We start from the raw sequence: 18,182 nt of genomic DNA, 5'->3' as shown, positions 1-18,182 counted from the left end.
TGAGGCATTTCCTCGGGTCTACGGGGAAATGCGATTTTTCGTTTCGAGCGTTTTTCCATGATCTCTTCTTGATTGTTTATCAGGGTGACGCGGTGCCAGGATAGGCACGCTTACAATGCAGGATGTTTACACGCCAAAAATAACAACTGTCCAGAGAAAACCACAGAAACAATGACAACTGTTTTGGAAACAGCACCTTTCCTCTTGCCGATGTCGTCGTCTTGGCGCATTTTCGCCCAGATTATCACGATGAGATGACATAATGGTGAAACGAACCAAGAACAACATCGCTAACGGCAAGATTGAGGGAAATGGCACACGAGAAGAACCTTTCAACGGTTGGGGTTACGTCGCCCTAAAAACGATCATCCGTGAATTCCGGTTTTCACAGGGGCAAGGGTTTAGAAGTAAGGTGGTTAAGGCTCTGAAAGATGCAGGGTTTAGTGGCGCTGACAGCATTCAAGACGCGCACTTGGTTGAAAAACTAAGTCAGATTGTCCGCTTGCGGGTCGATCTAAAGCCACTCCGATATTCTTATGGTGCAGGAACCTGTTTCTTGATGGTTAAGCTGAATCGCAAGGGAATTATTCATTATCGAGCGTTTCAAAAGGGCTTGTCGAACGTTCCTGGCGTCATCGAATGGGATCATATTCCGGGTAAAAACGCAGACTATTTGGTCCGTGTGGTTGGCAAGTTAGGTGACACACAGATGCACTACATCAGCGAAGAAATTTCCGCCTTAGACAATGTTGCGGATGTCTTTGCTCCGGCAGAACTGACAGTAACCAAATCTGGTGTAGTTGATAACTTTGCCCCTGAAGACTTCCTGCAGTTTGACCTCAGCGACCACCCCGACCCACCAAACCTGCATCCATGGAAAGAAGGTGTTGAGGACCAAAGACAGCCAGCGCTTCCCAATCTATAGCAGGGGAGCTTAGTTCTATAGACTGTGACCATTGCCACGTTCCACCTCTCGGACGCTTTCTTTGTCGTCGGCTCTCTCAGCGTCGCGGTCGTCCTCGATCTCCAGCTTTTCGCGCGGCTTGTTCAGTACGTCCTTCAGGCGCTCGTTCACGGACGGTTTGCGCTCTTCGCTTTCAACCTCTTCGCCAATCTCCGGGTTACTGTGACCATCCAGCTTGTGAACCGCCGCCTGGCCGTCCCGGCCCGCGTCCTTCTCCATGATCTCCTTCAGGCGCTCACGCGCATAGTTGCGCTTGCCTGCCGGTTCTTCGTCACTCTGCCCACCACTATCCTGCCCGCGATCCGTGATCCGCGCCAACCGTTCCCGCACGTCGTCTGTGACACGGCCCTTGGATGTCGCCGCCCGTAGCGCCGCCAGACCGGCGGACACACGCCCCTCCCCTGCCTCGCGTTTAATGCCATAGGTTTCACGCGCAATTTCAACCCGCTCGCGCATGTCGCGGAAGGCAGCGCGGGCCTGGCGCGCCGCATGGACAACAGCCCCGCGCTCGGTGACGGGTTTGTATTCCCGGCCCTCACGCTCTGCCGCCGCCTTCTCACGCCGCTCCATGGAATTGGCCGCTGGCCCCAGCTTCAGCTCCGGGTCGCGGTCCAGCTCCTCGGCTCTTAGATCATCACCCCGGTCCTGCGCCGCCTCCCGCTGCTTCTCAAGGGACCGGTGATCCACACGCTCAACTTCGCCGACACGCTCCAGCGCCCGGTTCTGCAATTCGGCCCAGACGCCGCGCATCTGTTCAATCTCGACACCACCGGTCTTCGCGGAATCCAGCACCCGCGTCTTGGCTGTGAACCCCTCCGATTCAAGCCGCCGGGTGGAAGTCAAAACGTGCGCGTGATGGTTGCGCTGATCGCCTTCCCGGTGCGGCGCATGGATCGCCACATCGACGGCCACGCCATAGCGGCTGACCAACTCCTCGGCGAACTCCCGTGTAATCTGGGACCGGTCCTAGGCGCTGATCTCGGACGGCAGGGCCAGCTCCCATTCGCGGGCGGTGACGGAGTTGCGGCGGGTTTCGCTGGCCTCCGCCTCGTTCCAGAGTTTGGACCGGTCCTGCGTCCAGGCTGGGGCATGTTCGGGGGCAACAATGAACGTCTCCTCGATGCCCCGCTTGCGGGTGTAGTCATGGACACGCCCCTCCCGCTGGCACTCGATGCGCTCGCCTGCACGGTAGGCTCCTGCCGCCGTCGCGGTGCGCCCGGCGCTGCGTTTGATCGTCTTCACGGAGAGGTGGTAGCTGGCCATCAGCACCCCACCGAACAGAGACGCAAACGCAGCCGACGCGTGGCGATGCTGACCCCGGCCAATGCTCCAACATTGGCCGTCCGGTCAGCCGTCTTTTCCCCGTAGGCCCGCGCCCCATAACGCTGGGGCCGGAGGGGAAAAGACAGCCCGTTTGAAGCGGTGCATCGCACCTCTGAGAACGGTGCTTGCAGAGAACACCCCACCCCCTGCCCAGCCTTTTGGTGGGCGGCAGGGCGTGGATTGTTCTCTGCGGTTTGCGAACCGCAAGCCAGCCTTGTGTCAGGGGCAACAGCACCACAGACAGAAGGCTCCCCAAATGGAGACGCCAGCGGCAGACCGGCCTCCATCATGGGGCATCGGGCGAACTGCTGGCGCGAGGTTGCGGGACGCCATCCAACTGCCAAAGTTGGTTTAGGATGGTTTGGAAGGAGCGATGCGTCCTTCCATTTCGATGCGGCACGCAGCGAAGGGGTCTGCCATCGGCTGGGGCGCTGCCCCAGAGAGATCGCACGCAAAGCTCGGAACCGCAGGTGGAGAGTTTGCATAAGTGCGCCCTTCACTGTTTCTCAGCTCAGGGTTTGCGCACAATGGAATCCGTTCAAGCGCAGACCTCTCCCCCTGCCCTTTCTTGCAAGCCTCCGCCGATACCGGGTGCAACGTCCGCCATGTTCCGCCGACAGAGAGACCTGATCACCTACACCGCTTGTTATCTGGGGCAGACGGTGAATCCTTCAACCATGACGTGAATACTTGCACGGGTGGTTTTCGACAATGGCAGAGACGGAACTCGAACGGGCAGAGAAACGATACGCCCAGGCCAAGGCGCGGCTCCAAGGTCTGAAGAACCGGGAAGCCACTAAACAACGCAAACTGGACACACGACGCAAGGTGATCCTTGGGGGTGCGCTTCTCGATCTGGCGGAACGGGATTCCGGTGCCGCCGCGATGCTCGACCGGCTCGTGCGCAACCTCGCCCGTGAACAGGATCGCAAGGCCTTCGTGGGCTGGGAGGGAACGTCCCCCGCCGCCGATGCTCCCGGTGCGCTCCCCTCCCCTGCCCCGTCCATCAGTGATGAACCTGGCTCAGACGCTGACGGGCCCGGGTGATGCGATTCCTGATGCTCTTAATGGGGGGACTGGCCCGGTTCTTCTATCGCCTGATCGCGACACCCATTCTGTTCGGCTGGATGATCGGGCGCATGGCATTCGGCGCGATGATCGGCTTCCTGATCGGTGGCGTCGTCGCGCTCTCGACCTTTGGCCCGCCGCTTGGTCAGTCGGCCTGGGAATGGGCGGTCATTCTGCCGCCCACATTCATAGGCGCTGTCTTCGGGTTTCAGTACTGGCGCATGGTCTCCGGGGCCGATGATTTCTTCGGGCTGACTGGCGACAGTCACGGCTCAGCCCGCTTTGCCAGCCGCAAGGAGATGAAGAAACTTCAGGGCGGTGACGGTCTGCTGATCGGGCGCAATCCCGGCACCGGGCGGCGGCTGCGCTATGACGGTCTCGCCCATCTGATCACCCTCGCCCCAACACGGGCCGGAAAAGGCGTCGGCACTGTAATCCCAAACCTTCTTGGCGTGGACCGCTCCGTCCTGGTTATCGACCCAAAGGGCGAGAATGCCCGGATCGCGGGCGAAGCACGGCGGCGGCTTGGCACCACCCATGTCCTCGATCCCTTTGAGGTGAGCGGCCAGCCCTCTGCCGCCTATAACCCGCTCGACCGGCTGACACCGAACAGCCTCGATCTGGGTGAGGATGCGGCCTCTCTGACGGAGGCCTTGGTGATGGACCCGCCGGGACAGGTGACAGAAGCGCATTGGAACGAAGAAGCCAAGGCTATTCTTGGTGGGCTGATCATGTTCTGCGTCTGCCACGAGGACCGCGACCGCCGGACGCTTGCCACCGTCCGGGAATATCTCACCCTGCCCCCGGGTCGGCTCAAGGCGCTGTTGGAACTGATGCAGGACAGCGATGCGGCGGGCGGGCTGATCGCCCGCGCCGCCAATCGGTTTCTCGGCAAGGCGGAACGGGAAGCCGCCTCGGTCCTGTCCAACGCACAGCGTCACACCCATTTTCTGGACAGCCCCCGCATTGCCAAAGTTCTGTCGCGCTCGGATTTCCACTTCTCGGACCTGCGCCACCGGATCACGTCGGTGTTTCTGGTGCTGCCGCCCAACCGGATGGACGCCTACAGCCGCTGGCTGCGTCTTCTGGTCTCTCAAGCCCTCCAGGACATCGCACGGGACGCGGAGGCTGTCACAGGCGCTCAGGGCCCCTCTCATCAGCTTTCCTCCCCTACCCTCTTCCTGCTCGATGAATTTGCCGCCCTAGGCCGTCTGGAGGCCGTGGAGCGCGCCATGGGGCTGATGGCAGGCTATGGTCTCCAACTCTGGCCCATCCTGCAAGACATGAGCCAGCTCAAAGACCTCTACGGCGAAAGGGCAAACACCTTCATCGCCAACGCGGGGGTGCAACAGGTCTTCGGGGTGAATGATTTTGAAACGGCCAAATGGCTGAGCCAGATGATTGGCCAGGAAACCACCGGGTTCCAGACCGACAGCTTCAAACCGGGGGACAATCCCAGCTTCAGCAACAACCTCACGGGCCGCGATCTGCTCACCCCCGATGAAATCATGCAGATGCCGTCGAACGTCCAGCTTCTCCGTGTCCAGGGTCAGCCTTCGGCCCTGGCCCAAAAGCTGCGCTACTACGCCGACCCCGAGTTCAAGGGGCTGTTCGTCCCGGAAACGCCATAACCGAAAGCAATCGCCATGTCTGACCAACCTGCCTCCCCTGCCCCGCCCGATGACGACCTGCGCGAAACCGTCGATCTCATGGGAAAGCTGGTCGCGCGGATGTCGGATCGGGTCGACACACAGACGAAGATTCTCAATGATTTGGACGGCACGGTGGCCGAAGCACGTAGCGCTGCGTTCACAGCAGCCGAGCAAACTGATCCAGAACACTACGGCCAGCTCGTCGGGGAAACTATCGACGGCAAGATCAACGACAACCTGGTCCGCATGGGACAGATGTGTGTCGATCTGTTCAATGCTTCAAACAGGGCACAGGATGCGCTCAAGAAAGCTGAAGAGGACAGGTCAGTTTCTATCCGCCAAGTTTGGGAACGGGAAGAAAAGGCAAAGCAGTTGAAATCCCGTCTACCATGGTTTGGTCTGGGCGCTGTCGTCTTGGCTTTGGCAATAACCTTGCTGCTTCCTCGTTTCTTAGCCGGCAACGCTTCAGCTTGCGCCGTCCTTGGGGCGTCTTGGACTACCACAACAACGGGCGTCGATGCCTGCGTGTTCTATCGGGAGTGAGTGTATCGATTCGGGTATGGTTGGTTGCGGCGTTCATAATTGGGCTGTTTTTTGGTAGTGTTATATATGTGTTAGAATCTGTGTTACGTTCCTTCGATTTGGCGTATTTATGCACGTTATCAAAGTGTTGCAGAATACTGGTGCAGCTAATGTCCCGTTGAGATGCAGGTATTATCCTGATTTTTGCAGTTGTTATCCCGATAAGACTTGCGGTGCAGCTAATATCCCGATAACAAATGGTCTGCAGCTAATGTCCCGTTGAGAGCAGGCCTCGTGAAAGAAGACAATCCCCCTCTCCTTCCAGATCGTTATCCTCAAACGGACCTGTTCATTTGCGACATTGCTGACGCTGTTATCAAGAGTGATATGGCGTCGATGGAACACCCCATCTTCACTCTTTCGAAGAAGCCGATCCGTGAGATCAAAACCTACGAAAATGGGGACGTCGTGTTGGAAGTGACGCCAAGTTCCAAAGGCATCGCTAACATCTATGACAAGGACATTCTGATCTTTGCTATCAGCCAGATTATGGCGGCCAGGAATGAAGGTCGGCCTTACTCACGAGAAATCATGTTTCAGGCTCGTGACTTCATGGAGTTCAGCAACCGGCATACTGGGGGCCACGATTATGATCTCTTGCGAGACTCTCTGGATCGTCTCGATGGCACTCGATTGCGTACCACGATCAAGACCGGCGGTGAGGAAACGTGGGAAGCATTCGGCTTGATCGACGGAGCAAAGATCAAGCGAACGCGGAAGGATGGTCGGGTAACAGAATGGGGCCTGCGCCTGTCCGAGTGGTTGTTCAAGGCGATCGAGGCGAATGAAGTCCTGACCTTACACCCTGACTATTTCCGTCTCCGGAAACCCATCGAACGGCGCATCTATGAAATTGCCCGAAAGCACTGCGGGGCAAAGGAATTCTGGCAGATTGGGCTGAAGAAGCTCCAGAAAAAGTGCGGGTCAAGCGATGCATCGCGAAACTTTCGAATGGCTGTCAGGGCTTTATGTGAATTTGACCATCTACCGGACTACTCCGTGAGCATGGAGTCGGACATGGTGTCATTCAGAAACCGCAACTCAGCCCCTGCTCTGCTTGGCGACGGTTATTCTGTGAGCCTTCGGCCAGACACCTTTGAGGCTGCGCGCAGAGCTGCTCCCGGTTGGGATGTGTATGTGATTGAGAGGGAATGGCGTGAGTGGGTTGTGTCTCTTCTTGATCAGGGAATGGAACCACCACGAAGCCCGGACAACGCATTCATTGGGTTCTGTCGTAAGTGGGCTGCACGTCAGACCGCATGATATTATAAGTACCGTGATATTTAATATGACGTATATTATGCCGGGCATAATATATTCCGTGAAGTATAAAATAGCGTGACATATAAAATTGCACGTCATAAAAGGTACTGTGAAAAAGAGGCAGGACAATGATAGTTAGTGTTTTATCTCCCAAGGGGGGCTGCGGGAAATCAACGGCTGCACTCACTCTCGCAACAGTGTTCGCAAACAACGCAGATTTGTCAGTTGCGATAGTTGATGCTGATCCTCGCCAAAGTATCGCGCGGGTCTGGCTGGGAAAGCGAAAGAGCGAAGGTTTGGGAAAAACACCTTTCGAGGTCATCTCTGATCCATCTGATGGCAGCATCCTTGATACCCTGGAGGCAGCGGAAGCGATACACGATCTGGTGTTTGTCGATCTTGAGGGTGTTGCAGGCCTAATGGCCTCCTATGCCGCGTCTGCGTCAGATATGTGCATAATTCCCATGCGGCCTAGTGCGCTTGATGGGGATGCGGCTGGTGCAGCATTAAAGATGATCCGGGATGCGGGGCGGGCCGCTCGCAGGACTGTCCCAGCCCGAATTCTGATCACTCAAACGGACGCAGCAATCGTAACGAAATCCCACAAGGAACTGCTTGCCGAGCTGGATGGGGCAGGGGTCGAACGCCTGCAAACCGAGCTCATGCGTCGAGCCCCTTTTGAACGCGTAATGGCTGAAGGTAAGACCCTCTTTGAACTTGGTCACAACCAATCTGTTGCGAGCGCGATCAGCAATACAGCCAGACTTGGCAAAGAACTGGCTGAAATACTGGAGGCGGAATAATGGCTAACAGCTTTCTGAACCTAGATGACGACGATGAGAAACCAGAAACTGATGTGAAGATTGGGGCGGGCCTAAAGAGCAAACCAAAGACAAGTCGCGCCAAGCCAGACAAAGATGCTGTTGCAAAGGCGGGCGAAGCTCATGGCTTCACTCGGTCCACCGAACCTTCCGCTGTATCCACGTCACCTCGAAGAGGTCGGCCACCACTGAACGAAGATATGACCTATTGGCGCATCTATCTCTCCAGCGCACTTCGCAATGAACTGAATCAACTCCGTGACGAAGAGGGACGGCGACTGAACGATGTCATTGAAGACATGCTCAAGGCGTATCGGGAAACGAAGAGTTGAGTGCGCCATTGACTTATATGCCAATGACACATATCTAAATGACAAAGTTGCAAACAGTCGTTGAGCTAGCCGAATTCCAGCGTCGGGCCAAAGCGATCATGACGAATAGCGAGCGTGAAGCTGCTATCGTCTGGATTGCGGAAAACCCGGAGTCTGGCACTCCGCTTGGTGGCGGGCTGCGCAAAGTGCGCATTCCCCGCGATGGAGGCGGCAAGAGCGGAGGTTTTCGAACGATCTATGTGTTTGGAGGCCGCCATATGCCGATCTTCTTGATCACGGTGTTTGCCAAAAACGAGAAAGTAAACCTGACAACCAAGGAACAGGCAGCGGCAATTGATCTGAGCAAAGAGATCGTAAGTATGTGGAGCAACAAACAATGAGCGCATTTGATAGCATCAAGCAAGGCTTGGAAGAAGCAAAGGCCTTCTCGAAAGGGCAGGGGGCAGATGCTCGTGTCCACGAGATTTCAGTGCCGGACATCAATGTTTCCGAGATTCGTGCGCAGACCGGCCTATCTCAGGCAGAGTTCGCGCGGAGCATTGGTGTTGCTAAAGGCACTTTGCTGAATTGGGAACATGGCCGACGCAAGCCAAACGGTCCAGCTCAGGTGCTTCTGGCGTTGATTGCCAGCAAGCCGTCTTTGGTTCGCGATATACTTGGATAAGGCCCACTTTGCGTATTTCATGAGTTCCCGCGCAGCTACTTTTATGCAGACGCTTGCCGAATACTCATGGTTTCAACTTGAGCGCCAGCATTAAGCCACTCTTTTCATTTTTGTGTGACGGTTAGTCCATCTGGTTGTTGTATTACAAAAAACCCTCAGCTAGGGTGCATTTGTAAAACAGGCGAGGAATCACATGGCGCGACCAAAGGCAACGAATCCAAGGACTAAGGCAGCAAACGTCCGCCTCACAGAAGAAGAGCGTTCAGAAATAGAAGCCGCTGCCGCCGCTCAAGGATATAGCTCTCTTAGCGAATACTTCCGTGCACTTCATGCACAGTTTGCCCAGGCAGACGAGCCAGACTTAGGGCTAAAAAGGACAAACCCACGCGATTTCCCCGCTAAGTTGCTGCGATCGTTTCACAAAACTGAACATGGTGAAATTCTTTGGGGCGATAGCCGCAGCTACCTTTTCAATAAAGCTAAAGAGAACAGCGTCGATCTCATCATGACTTCGCCGCCTTTCGGACTGGTGCGAAAAAAGAGCTACGGAAATGAAGACGCTGATCGGTATTGCGACTGGTTTCGACCCTTTGCCGAAGGCGCGCATCGCGTCCTGAAAGATACAGGTAGTCTAGTCATTGATATTGGCGGTGCTTGGGTGCCAGGACAGCCAACTCGCAGCCTCTACCACTTCAAGCTTCTCGTCATGTTGGTCGAGGAGTATGGTTTTCATCTGTGTCAGGAGCATTACTGGTTCAACCCGTCAAAGCTGCCAACACCAGCGGAGTGGGTCAACGTCCGCCGCGTGCGTGTCAAAGATGCTGTGAACACTGTTTGGTGGCTCTCAAAGACACCATTTCCGAAGGCCAATAACAAACGCGTTCTTCAGCCGTACTCCAAGTCGATGAAGCATCTGCTGAAGAATGGCTACAAAGCTAAGTTACGCCCATCTGGGCACGACATTTCTGATAAGTTCAACAAGGACAACGGCGGTTCTGTCCCGCCGAACCTGCTGGCTATCGCGAATACGGAATCCAATGGGCGTTACCAAGATAACTGTCGCGCCGAAAACATCCCAATTCATCCGGCACGCTTTCCAGCACAACTCCCAGAATACTTCATTCGCTTTCTGACTGATCCCGGAGACTTGGTGGTTGACCCATTCGGAGGCTCTTGTGTCACAGGCGTTGTAGCTGAGAACCTGAAACGCCGTTGGACATGCTGTGAGCTATCCGAAGAATACCTTCTCGGTGCTCGCGCCCGTTTTGAACCGACGCTTCAACCGTTGCCCAAGGATCGCGGCGTCCCCTACGAAATTGCATCGCCGTGCGCCCTTCCTGTGAACGAGGAAAAAGTGCCGCTCTTCGCAGACGGTGGCGCTCAACGCCCTGCCTCGATGCGCAAAAAGGCTTCGCCAAAGATCGCCGCCGAGTAACCACCGCTCCCTCTGCCCTTTGCTATGCAGGGGGAGCAAGCAGCCTCTCCCGTACCCAAAGTCGCAATCGCCCATCAGTTAACCCCTCGAAATCCACAGCACGCGGCGCTGCGGCTGCTTCATCTACTAGGGCAGGGGGGCTGCGGTTCAGAGCAACGAGTGAGGTGCGAACCAGGCGGTCAATCTCCGCTTCCGGGGCATAGCCCCGTGCATAGCGCACGATTTGCCCCGCAGCCTCGCGGAAGCGGGCGTTTGCCGTGTCTCCCGCCAGATACTTGACCTCGACAATTCCCTTCGCCCGACCGGCAAGCCGGTCGGTGATTACCAAATCCGGCCGATCCGCTGCGAGATTCATTCCATAGGCTGCCAGAGCTGCTTCTAGGCGCTCTTCGGAGGGCTCTAGGGCGGGGGCGGTGAACAATCCACCGCCACCCTGCCAGAAGATGTCATAACGTCCGCACGAAATGACCGGCGCTCCAGATGTCTTACCGAGTAGGGCAAGGTTCATCGGTTCGCCCGTCTCCGCCGCGAGGGCTTCGCCGATTCCGAGCCCCACAGCCAACTCAAAGCGACGCCACTGTTCCAAAGGTCCAATGAGCGTGCTTTGCAGAACTCCGCTCAGCGCCTCTCCGTCTCCCGCCTCAATTCGCGCTAGAGTATCATAGGCAGCTATTGCCAGCCGATAGATCATCCGCCGCGAACGCGCGGCGTCTCGCAATGCCCCTGGTCCCGGCCTGCGATGGACGGACACGCTCTTCAGCACCTCGCGCAAGGCATCAAGGCGCTTTACTGCCGTCACATCAGTCATAGTTTCTTCGACTAAACCAGCATAGGCCGATCCCGTAGGCTGAACGGCGAAGAGCCGCGCCGCGTAGGTCGAAGCTGTCTGGACCACCCATGCGACAACTTGGTTTGGTCCCGTGTTAAAGCTACGCACCGGCTCTTTGTAGACCACGAGTGACGGATGCCCGGAAACACGCCGCGCGAGCATCGTGCCACGCGCGTCGATCCGCCCCCGCGCGACGGCATCGTCCGTCCGTTTCACGAATTGCAGCAGGCTTTGGGCTTCATGCCGATGCGTTAGAACGTAGGATAGAAATGTCCGCACGGGTTCCGACAGCGCCCAATGCGCGCGAAGCAAGTCCAGGTCTCGTGCGTGATCAAGATGAGGGCTTTCGGCACCAGCAAGTGCTCCTTGCCGGAAATACCGCAGGAATACCCCTGCCGCATAGTCATTGATAGCCCTGTCGAGCGTCTCCATCACACAGCCACAGATGCCATCCGCGCTTTGACCCGCGTGCTTTGGCCAGCATCAAGACCAAAGACCTCTACCGCCTTACCAGCCAGAAACTCAGCATCCTGCACAACGATTCCGTCGAGCATCGGTAGCAACACCATGTCTACCGCATCGAGCAGGGCTTCCTTCATTGAATCATCCGGGACAGCAAAGAACTTCGCGTCCTCTTCCATCGACTGGACGGCCTTCATTGCGTCGATGATCGGCGCAGGCCCGATCACCCGCACTGAATTAATCGCCGCCCAAAATTCACCGAGAGGGCAGGGGGCTCCTGCCGCCGGTCCTGCCCAGGCGGGCTCTTCCTTGCGCAAGAAGGCTTCAATGAAGCCCGCCGTGTCGCGTGGGGCGTCGACATAGACCCAGCCAAAGCGTCGGGCGAGTGCATAGGACATTTGATAGAGGGACGCCTTGTCAATGGAGTTGATCGTCGCCACCAACCGCCAATGCGGTCCCGGTGCAAACTCATGCGATGCCGCCGAAGGCTTGCTTTCTGGCAGGATCACATATTGCAGGCTGTCCTTGTCCTCAATATCAAGCCGGTAGGGTAGGGTAGTTTGCTGACCCGACAACACTGTGAAGAGCGGTCCGATCACCTTGTCGATGTCACACCGGTTTAGCTCATCGATGATGAGCGGACGGTCGAAGCGCCTAAGCAAAACCCCGGGGATGAAAGCGACCGATCCGCTTCCGATAGGCTGATAGCCACCGATGATGTCCTGAGAACTCCAGTCCGAGGAGCCTGTCACCAATGTCCATTTCCCGCCAGTCAGCACCGTTGCAATATGGCGCGCGAGCGTCGTCTTCCCCGTCCCTGGCGGGCCATAGAGCATAATATGCTGCTTGCCTGAGGCGAGGGCAGCATTGATCTGGCGATAGACCGCAGGGTCGATGCCCAAGAGATCGGTCATCTCGGGTATATGCAGCGAGGCGGGCGCGACGATCTCGTCGTCATCTTCTTCTTCCTCGTCATCAATGCCGGAGCCCGCCGCAGCAACCGAAACCGCTACCGGTCCCACTGCCTTCCAAGCGTCGGAGATATTCTTTTTCAGCCGTTCGAACTCCGCCTTGTCGCTTAGGTCATAGACAGGGATTGGTGCCGTCGCACCGCCTTCCGGCGAAATCGTAATGCCCGCCGCCAGCGTGTCACTCACCTCGCCATAGGTCAGCGTGCGTGGCGCGCCGTTGAGTTTCACCTCGACTGCGTGATCGCGTGGCTGCACCCCGAGAAGCCCCGCCAGCAGGTAGGGCAGGGCAACACCCTTGAACGTCATCGCCCCACTGTCAGGATCGAAGTTGAAGGGCTCTGCCGAAGAGCCTTGAGGCGTTGCGCCGTGGAATACGAAAAGCGCGTGGACTTCGAGGCTGTCGTCGCGGAAATAATCCTTCATCCCCTGCTGCACCAACGGCACCAAGCGAAACACCACTCCTGCCTTGTCTTCCTGGGAGGCGTTGATCGCACCTAAATTTAGAGCGCCATCGGCAGGATTTACAGCTTTCCAGCCTGAACCATCAGGCTCGATCTGGTAAAGCCATCTCGACGGCTTGTTTGCCGAGTAGCTCGGTTCCTTCCAAAAGCCGGTTTGCAAATCAATGTCATGGCGCGAGCCCAAGCTATCGCCAAGCTTGAAGCCGCATTGGGAGAATTGCAGGCCCTTGTCTTTCAGCTGGTCTTTGAACCATCTAAAAAAATCAACTTCATAAATCTTTGTCTCGTCTGCCATGATACTGTAGCACCTTGCCGCGATTGTTCATCTACTGATTCCCGACACTACCGTCGAAGCCGAACATCGTCTATCTACACGAAAAACCGAAGAAATTTCGGATTCTCGTTTCTGTGTCAGTTTGTCCTTTCGGCTACTCGACATAGCCAGTACTTACGCTAGCGACACGCTATCGTCCGGCGTCTGGGTTCAACGCGCGCACATAAACATGGGTTATGATCCAGCCACTGAAAACACGTCCTCGCTCTGAGGGATTCCAAGATCGTTGACATTCTTTCCTTCTTACCTAGCCTACTGATTGATTTGATTGATTGGATTACGCTATGCCATTTCCTTTTGCTTTAGTTTCCCAAGGCGTCAGTCTGCTGAGTGGACTGATTGGAGGGGGTGGCTCAATGAGCGCCGCAGCCCAACTGGAGATAGTTCGACAGCTAGGTCAGGTGAATCAGAATCTAATGGTTCAAACCGAATTCCTGAAGCAGATTGTGGATTTGCTAGCAGAGTTCCATGCCGCCGAAGATATATATAAACGTCGGAGTGATGTCTTAGCCTCTAGCGAGAAGTTGTCTGACATTCTTAAGCGGTTGACCCCAGCTCGTGGCGACGTGACGGACCTAGATGAAATCTATGCAGACTTAACTGTCCTCTTTGATAGCTACATGAGTATTTTCGACCAACTGGAAATCCTGTTGGAGGTTGTAAAAGACCGCGAATTATCTCTGGTAGACTTATCTTTTCCAATAGTTGTTGCAATAACAAATTTGCGTCTGCTTGCCGACATCATGTTGTTCCCCGATGTTCTAGCAAATATGGCAAATGAAGATCGATTTCGCGCATCAAAACGGTTTGAACCTGAACCTCACATCTCGTCTGGTTACTATCAGGCTATCATTTATGACATAAGCTCTGTTGTAGATGATATTCTGGCTAGCCAACGCGGCTATTTCGCTACTTTTAAACGCCAGTTTGATACGAAATTCCAGAAACATACGGATGCAGATTCGGCCATACCCGGAAAGATATCCATTACGGCACACGGTTTTCGTCAACAACGATATGGGTATTTTGGTGGAAGAATGCCAGGTGACTTCGTAGGCGCTGGAGTAAATATTGGCAGTAGCTTCAATAACATGGCATCGCTCAGACTTTGGACAAGTAGGCGACAAACTGTCAAGAACCTCTACGCGATACCGAGTAAGGATGTTGCTGTAAGAGTCGACAGCATCAATGATACCTTCCCCGCACATTTCACGGGAAGTGGAGATCAAGCCCGCTATCAGAGAGAAGACTATGGTCGCCTGAAAGGGCGCAAAGCACCCCGCCTTCCATCGCCAGTCAAACGTAAGGCAATTGATCGAAAGGCAATGTACCGCTTTTTCGACAAAAACAAGAAGATGATCTCTTCAGACTCTCGCAACTTGAAACGTCGCAAGCAAAGTTTAACAGGCTTAACTATGAGCTATTTTACGGCGAATGAGTTCGATGCTTTAATTTCGAACGACTTTGAGCACATCAGGAAATCGAGCCCTTTTTCACAGGACGTCGAAGCGGCTGAATCTCTTATTGGAATTTGGATATACATGGAGGGCTTTAAGGATTTTCTAGAAGAAACCCAATCTGAACTCTTACAGAAATTAGGGGAACAGAAGCCATGAGGATAGTATCTTGTCTGAATTGAATATTGAAGACTTCGAAGTCGCGTTTGCTGATCACTTGAATGATCCTGGCCTAGCGAAGGATTTTGGAAAATTCCTCACTAACTTTGTTCCGTATGTTGGAGGATACCTCGGTGGCCTAGTATCTTCCATAGATTTGGTGTCCGAAGTTAGTGATACTATCGTTGAGAATAGTTTTGCGGACTATTTGAAAGAAAACACTATTGAAATTTCTGACCTCCGAAGCAGGGCCGGTGTGGTCGCTACGTTCCTAGTACAAGATTATTCTGAGCGCCCAACAGACAGCGCTGACAATGTTTTGGAGAATTATTTACGTGTAACTCCCATCGGCCTTGGCAGTAGCGCCAAGGGCGCTCTTGCATACGCTATGCTAGGTGCTGATGAACAACGTATGCTGGAGCTGCATCCTGTCGGCCCATCAAAAATCCAAATTGGCAACAAACGCTTTACCTTCGAGGGAGCAAGCTATTTCACCGTAAACCTTGAGAATATGAAGATTGACATTGTAAGGCGTGGCCCGGCTGAAAATATCTATGACCAAGCCAAGCAAAGCACTGAACTTATAGGTAGTGACAGCTTCTTGTTGCCGCGAACCGACAACAGTTGGCCATCTGCTTTACGTGGACAATACAATGAGGTTCGTAACCTTGTTGCATCCGTTAAGAACAGCAGATTGAGCGCGCTTTTGAGCGATGCATTTACACAGAACTCGCGCTCGTTGGACCGCATTGCGGATTTAGAGCAAAAGTATCGTGACGCTGCTCATCGCGCGAAAGGTCAACGTATGATTTCTTTGATAAGCGGGGTTTTGCAGTTTGGACTAAGCGCAGGAAATTACGTTCAAAAACGAGGCATGGAAGATGCTAGGAAACAGCAACGCGACGATCTAAAGACGTCGTTTGACAATCTAACCACTGCTGTTGAAGGGTTTGGCGAAAAACTCCAAGAGCAATCCAAGAAGCTAGCAACCCTCGCTGAGACTATCGAAGATAAAGAGATTATTGAGTTAGTAGTCCCCGACCAACAGATCCCAAATTATCATGGTGAACTCAGTAATTCTTATCAAGACGACATCCAACAGATAGATACATACGATAGCTTGGAATTTTCGCTTGGAGGCTTCAGCTTTACGATTATCAAACGGTCGGGCTCGAAACCCATAGATCAATAAATCGGCTGATTACTTCAAGGTTCCGTTTACATCTTCTACTCTACGCACCGTCCGCTCGCTCACTTTAAACAATCGGGCAATCTCTTGAGTTGATCGGTGTTCCTGATCCCTCATTCGGCGAACTTCGTCTTTTTGGGCAGACGTAAGGGCAGGGGGTCTTCCCCCGATCCGACCACGTTTGCGAGCCGATGCAAGCCCTTCTCTAGTCCTTTCTGAAATCCGCTCGCGCTCAAACTGGGCGATGGAGGCGAAGACGTGAAACACCAGACGGCCTGCTGGCGTCGTCGTGTCGATGTCCTCGGCCAGAGACCGAAAGCCAGCACCACGGGCCCGGATCGTCTCGACAATCTCCAAAAGGTCTTTCAGCGACCGGGCCAGACGGTCATATTTGGTGACGGTCACCACGTCGCCGTCGCGGAGCTGCTCCAGCATACGGTCCAGTTCGGGCCTTTCTCGCTTCGAACCGCTGATCTTGTCAGCGAACAGCTTGCCAGCTCCCGCCGCTGTCAGAGCGTCTGTCTGGGCATCGAGGCTTTGGTCGTCAGTGCTGACGCGGGCGTATCCAATAATCATGCCTCACTGTGACAAAAACCTGCCAAAACCGCAAAGGTTTTGCCGTGGGTTTTTGTCCAATCTAAGCAGTTGATCTGACGTGGGGCAGGGCAAGGTGGCACAAACGACCATTTTCGCGCACCCTTCAGGTCGGGCTTACGGTTCCAAAGCTTTTATTCCTTTTCTTCAGCGCGCATTTGCTCTCGCGCATGAAGGAGGTGCTGCTTGTCGGTCGGCGCTAAAGTCCCAGCTCTTTCCATGGCTTCCATACGCTGAACAATGTTCCCCCATTTGACATCACTTCCCTCAAATTGACGCAATCGCCATAGCGAAACCCAAACATCGCGCTGCGCCTGCGCATTGCTTGGATCGCTTGTCGCCAGGTGCTCTGCGACCTCGAGGCCATGGGTATACGCCGCCAGCGCCGTACCAAGATCGCCCTGGGCAACGCGCACATCGCCAACCTTGGTGAGCGAGACGAAGACATCGCGCTGCGCCTGCGCATTGCCTGGATCACTTGCGGCCAGCTGCTCCTTGATCTCCAGGCCACGGGTATACGCGGAGAGCGCCGCATCAAGATCGCCCTGAGCCACACGCACATCCCCAACCCTATCAAGTGAGACAGAGACATCGCGCTGCGCCTGCGCATTGCTCGGATCGCTTGCGGCAAGCTTCTCTAAGATCTCCAGGCCTCTCGCATAGACGTTAAGCGCGGTGGTGAGATCTCCTTGGGCGACGCGCGCACTGCCAACCCTATCGAGCGAGACAGAGACATCGCGCTGCGCCTGCGCATTGCCTGGATCACTTGCGGCCAGCTGCTCCTTGATCTCCAGGCAACGGGTATACGCGGAGAGCGCCGCACCAAGATCGCCCTGAGCCACACGCACATCCCCAACCCTGTCGAGCGATACAGACACATCGCGCTGCGTCTGGGAATTGCCGGGATCGCTTGTCGCAAGCTGTTCTGCGATCTCAAGGCCACGGGTATACGCCGCCACCGCTGCGCCAAGGTCGCCCTGGGCAACGCGCACATCTCCAACCTTATTGAGCGAGACGAAGACATCGCGCTGCGCCTGCGCATTGCCGGGATCGCTTGTCGCAAGCTGCTCTGCGATCTCAAGGCCACGGGTATACGCCGCCACCGCCGCGCCAAGATCGCCCTGGGCAACGCGTACATCGCCAACCTTATTGACCGAGACAGAGACATCGCGCTGCGCCTGCGCATTGCCTGGATCACTTGCGGCCAGCTGCTCCTTGATCTCCAGGCCACGGGTATACGCGGAGAGCGCCGCACCAAGATCGCCCTGAGCCACACGCACATCCCCAACCCTGTCGAGCGATACAGACACATCGCGCTGCGTCTGGGAATTGCCGGGATCGCTTGTCGCAAGCTGTTCTGCGATCTCAAGGCCACGGGTATACGCCGCCACCGCTGCGCCAAGGTCGCCCTGGGCAACGCGCACATCTCCAACCTTATTGAGCGAGACGAAGACATCGCGCTGCGCCTGCGCATTGCCGGGATCGCTTGTCGCAAGCTGCTCTGCGATCTCAAGGCCACGGGTATACGCCGCCACCGCCGCGCCAAGATCGCCCTGGGCAACGCGTACATCGCCAACCTTATTGACCGAGACAGAGACATCGCGCTGCGCCTGCGCATTGCC

General features: G+C 55.4%; 16 protein-coding genes and 1 pseudogene. 12 read left to right on the top strand and 5 right to left on the bottom strand.

Going from position 1 to position 18,182, the window contains the following annotated elements:
• Nucleotides 1–265: 265 nt before the first annotated feature.
• A complete protein-coding gene (locus V8J84_RS16605) occupies nt 266–925 on the top strand; it encodes a hypothetical protein (RefSeq protein ID WP_339933263.1) in 660 nt (219 codons plus the stop codon).
• Nucleotides 926–940: 15 nt separating this feature from the next.
• Here V8J84_RS16605 and mobQ read toward each other — a convergent pair.
• Nucleotides 941–2,227: pseudogene (gene mobQ / locus V8J84_RS16600) on the bottom strand (MobQ family relaxase).
• A gap of 771 nt (nt 2,228–2,998) precedes the next feature.
• Here mobQ and V8J84_RS16595 point away from each other — a divergent pair.
• From V8J84_RS16595 to V8J84_RS16555, 9 genes are all read left to right on the top strand, one after another.
• Nucleotides 2,999–3,334, top strand: coding sequence for a mobilization protein (locus V8J84_RS16595; RefSeq protein ID WP_339933261.1), 336 nt, complete (start codon nt 2,999–3,001; stop codon nt 3,332–3,334).
• Entirely contained in the window at nt 3,334–4,986 is a 1,653-nt protein-coding gene (locus V8J84_RS16590; RefSeq protein WP_339933259.1) for a type IV secretory system conjugative DNA transfer family protein, read from the top strand. Before V8J84_RS16595 ends, V8J84_RS16590 begins: the two co-directional genes overlap by 1 nt.
• A 15-nt stretch (nt 4,987–5,001) precedes the next feature.
• On the top strand, nt 5,002–5,550 hold the full coding sequence (locus V8J84_RS16585) for a hypothetical protein (RefSeq protein WP_339933257.1): 549 nt from the start codon (nt 5,002–5,004) through the stop codon (nt 5,548–5,550).
• Nucleotides 5,551–5,823: 273 nt separating this feature from the next.
• Complete coding sequence (locus tag V8J84_RS16580) at nt 5,824–6,852, top strand: replication initiator protein A (protein WP_339933255.1); 1,029 nt, start codon at nt 5,824–5,826, stop codon at nt 6,850–6,852.
• A gap of 128 nt (nt 6,853–6,980) precedes the next feature.
• A complete protein-coding gene (locus V8J84_RS16575; RefSeq protein ID WP_339933253.1) occupies nt 6,981–7,655 on the top strand; it encodes a ParA family protein in 675 nt (224 codons plus the stop codon).
• A complete protein-coding gene (locus tag V8J84_RS16570) occupies nt 7,655–8,005 on the top strand; it encodes a hypothetical protein (RefSeq protein ID WP_339933250.1) in 351 nt (116 codons plus the stop codon). The genes V8J84_RS16575 and V8J84_RS16570 overlap by 1 nt, the downstream gene beginning before the upstream one ends.
• A 38-nt stretch (nt 8,006–8,043) precedes the next feature.
• Nucleotides 8,044–8,385 carry a type II toxin-antitoxin system RelE/ParE family toxin gene (locus tag V8J84_RS16565; RefSeq protein ID WP_339933248.1) on the top strand — a complete coding sequence of 114 codons (342 nt, stop codon included), beginning with the start codon at nt 8,044–8,046 and terminating at the stop codon, nt 8,383–8,385.
• Nucleotides 8,382–8,669: a helix-turn-helix domain-containing protein gene (locus V8J84_RS16560; protein WP_339933246.1), complete on the top strand. Its 288-nt coding sequence runs from the start codon at nt 8,382–8,384 to the stop codon at nt 8,667–8,669. Before V8J84_RS16565 ends, V8J84_RS16560 begins: the two co-directional genes overlap by 4 nt.
• A gap of 193 nt (nt 8,670–8,862) precedes the next feature.
• A complete protein-coding gene (locus V8J84_RS16555; RefSeq protein ID WP_339933244.1) occupies nt 8,863–10,104 on the top strand; it encodes a site-specific DNA-methyltransferase in 1,242 nt (413 codons plus the stop codon).
• Between the two features lie 22 nt (nt 10,105–10,126).
• On the opposite strand, the gene V8J84_RS16550 is transcribed toward V8J84_RS16555, so the two are convergent.
• Both V8J84_RS16550 and V8J84_RS16545 read right to left on the bottom strand, forming a co-directional pair.
• The gene (locus V8J84_RS16550; protein WP_339933242.1) at nt 10,127–11,365 is read right to left on the bottom strand and encodes a hypothetical protein; all 1,239 of its coding nucleotides are present in this window, start codon (nt 11,363–11,365) and stop codon (nt 10,127–10,129) included.
• Entirely contained in the window at nt 11,365–13,122 is a 1,758-nt protein-coding gene (locus tag V8J84_RS16545) for an AAA family ATPase (RefSeq protein ID WP_339933240.1), read from the bottom strand. Before V8J84_RS16545 ends, V8J84_RS16550 begins: the two co-directional genes overlap by 1 nt.
• Nucleotides 13,123–13,445: 323 nt before the next feature.
• Here V8J84_RS16545 and V8J84_RS16540 point away from each other — a divergent pair, with 323 nt between their 5' ends.
• Nucleotides 13,446–14,777: a hypothetical protein gene (locus V8J84_RS16540; protein WP_339933238.1), complete on the top strand. Its 1,332-nt coding sequence runs from the start codon at nt 13,446–13,448 to the stop codon at nt 14,775–14,777.
• Nucleotides 14,778–14,787: 10 nt separating this feature from the next.
• Nucleotides 14,788–15,969: a hypothetical protein gene (locus V8J84_RS16535; RefSeq protein WP_339933236.1), complete on the top strand. Its 1,182-nt coding sequence runs from the start codon at nt 14,788–14,790 to the stop codon at nt 15,967–15,969.
• A gap of 9 nt (nt 15,970–15,978) precedes the next feature.
• Here the strand turns inward: V8J84_RS16535 and V8J84_RS16530 are convergent, their stop codons facing one another.
• Both V8J84_RS16530 and V8J84_RS16525 read right to left on the bottom strand, forming a co-directional pair.
• The gene (locus V8J84_RS16530) at nt 15,979–16,542 is read right to left on the bottom strand and encodes a recombinase family protein (protein ID WP_339933234.1); all 564 of its coding nucleotides are present in this window, start codon (nt 16,540–16,542) and stop codon (nt 15,979–15,981) included.
• Nucleotides 16,543–16,694: 152 nt separating this feature from the next.
• The coding region (locus V8J84_RS16525) for a tetratricopeptide repeat protein (protein ID WP_339933232.1) at nt 16,695–18,182 on the bottom strand (1,488 nt) is incomplete at its 5' end.

Source organism: Yoonia sp. 208BN28-4 (genome assembly GCF_037543925.1).
Classification (GTDB): Bacteria; Pseudomonadota; Alphaproteobacteria; order Rhodobacterales; family Rhodobacteraceae; genus Yoonia.
This window is presented reverse-complemented; position numbering and strand designations above follow the sequence as displayed.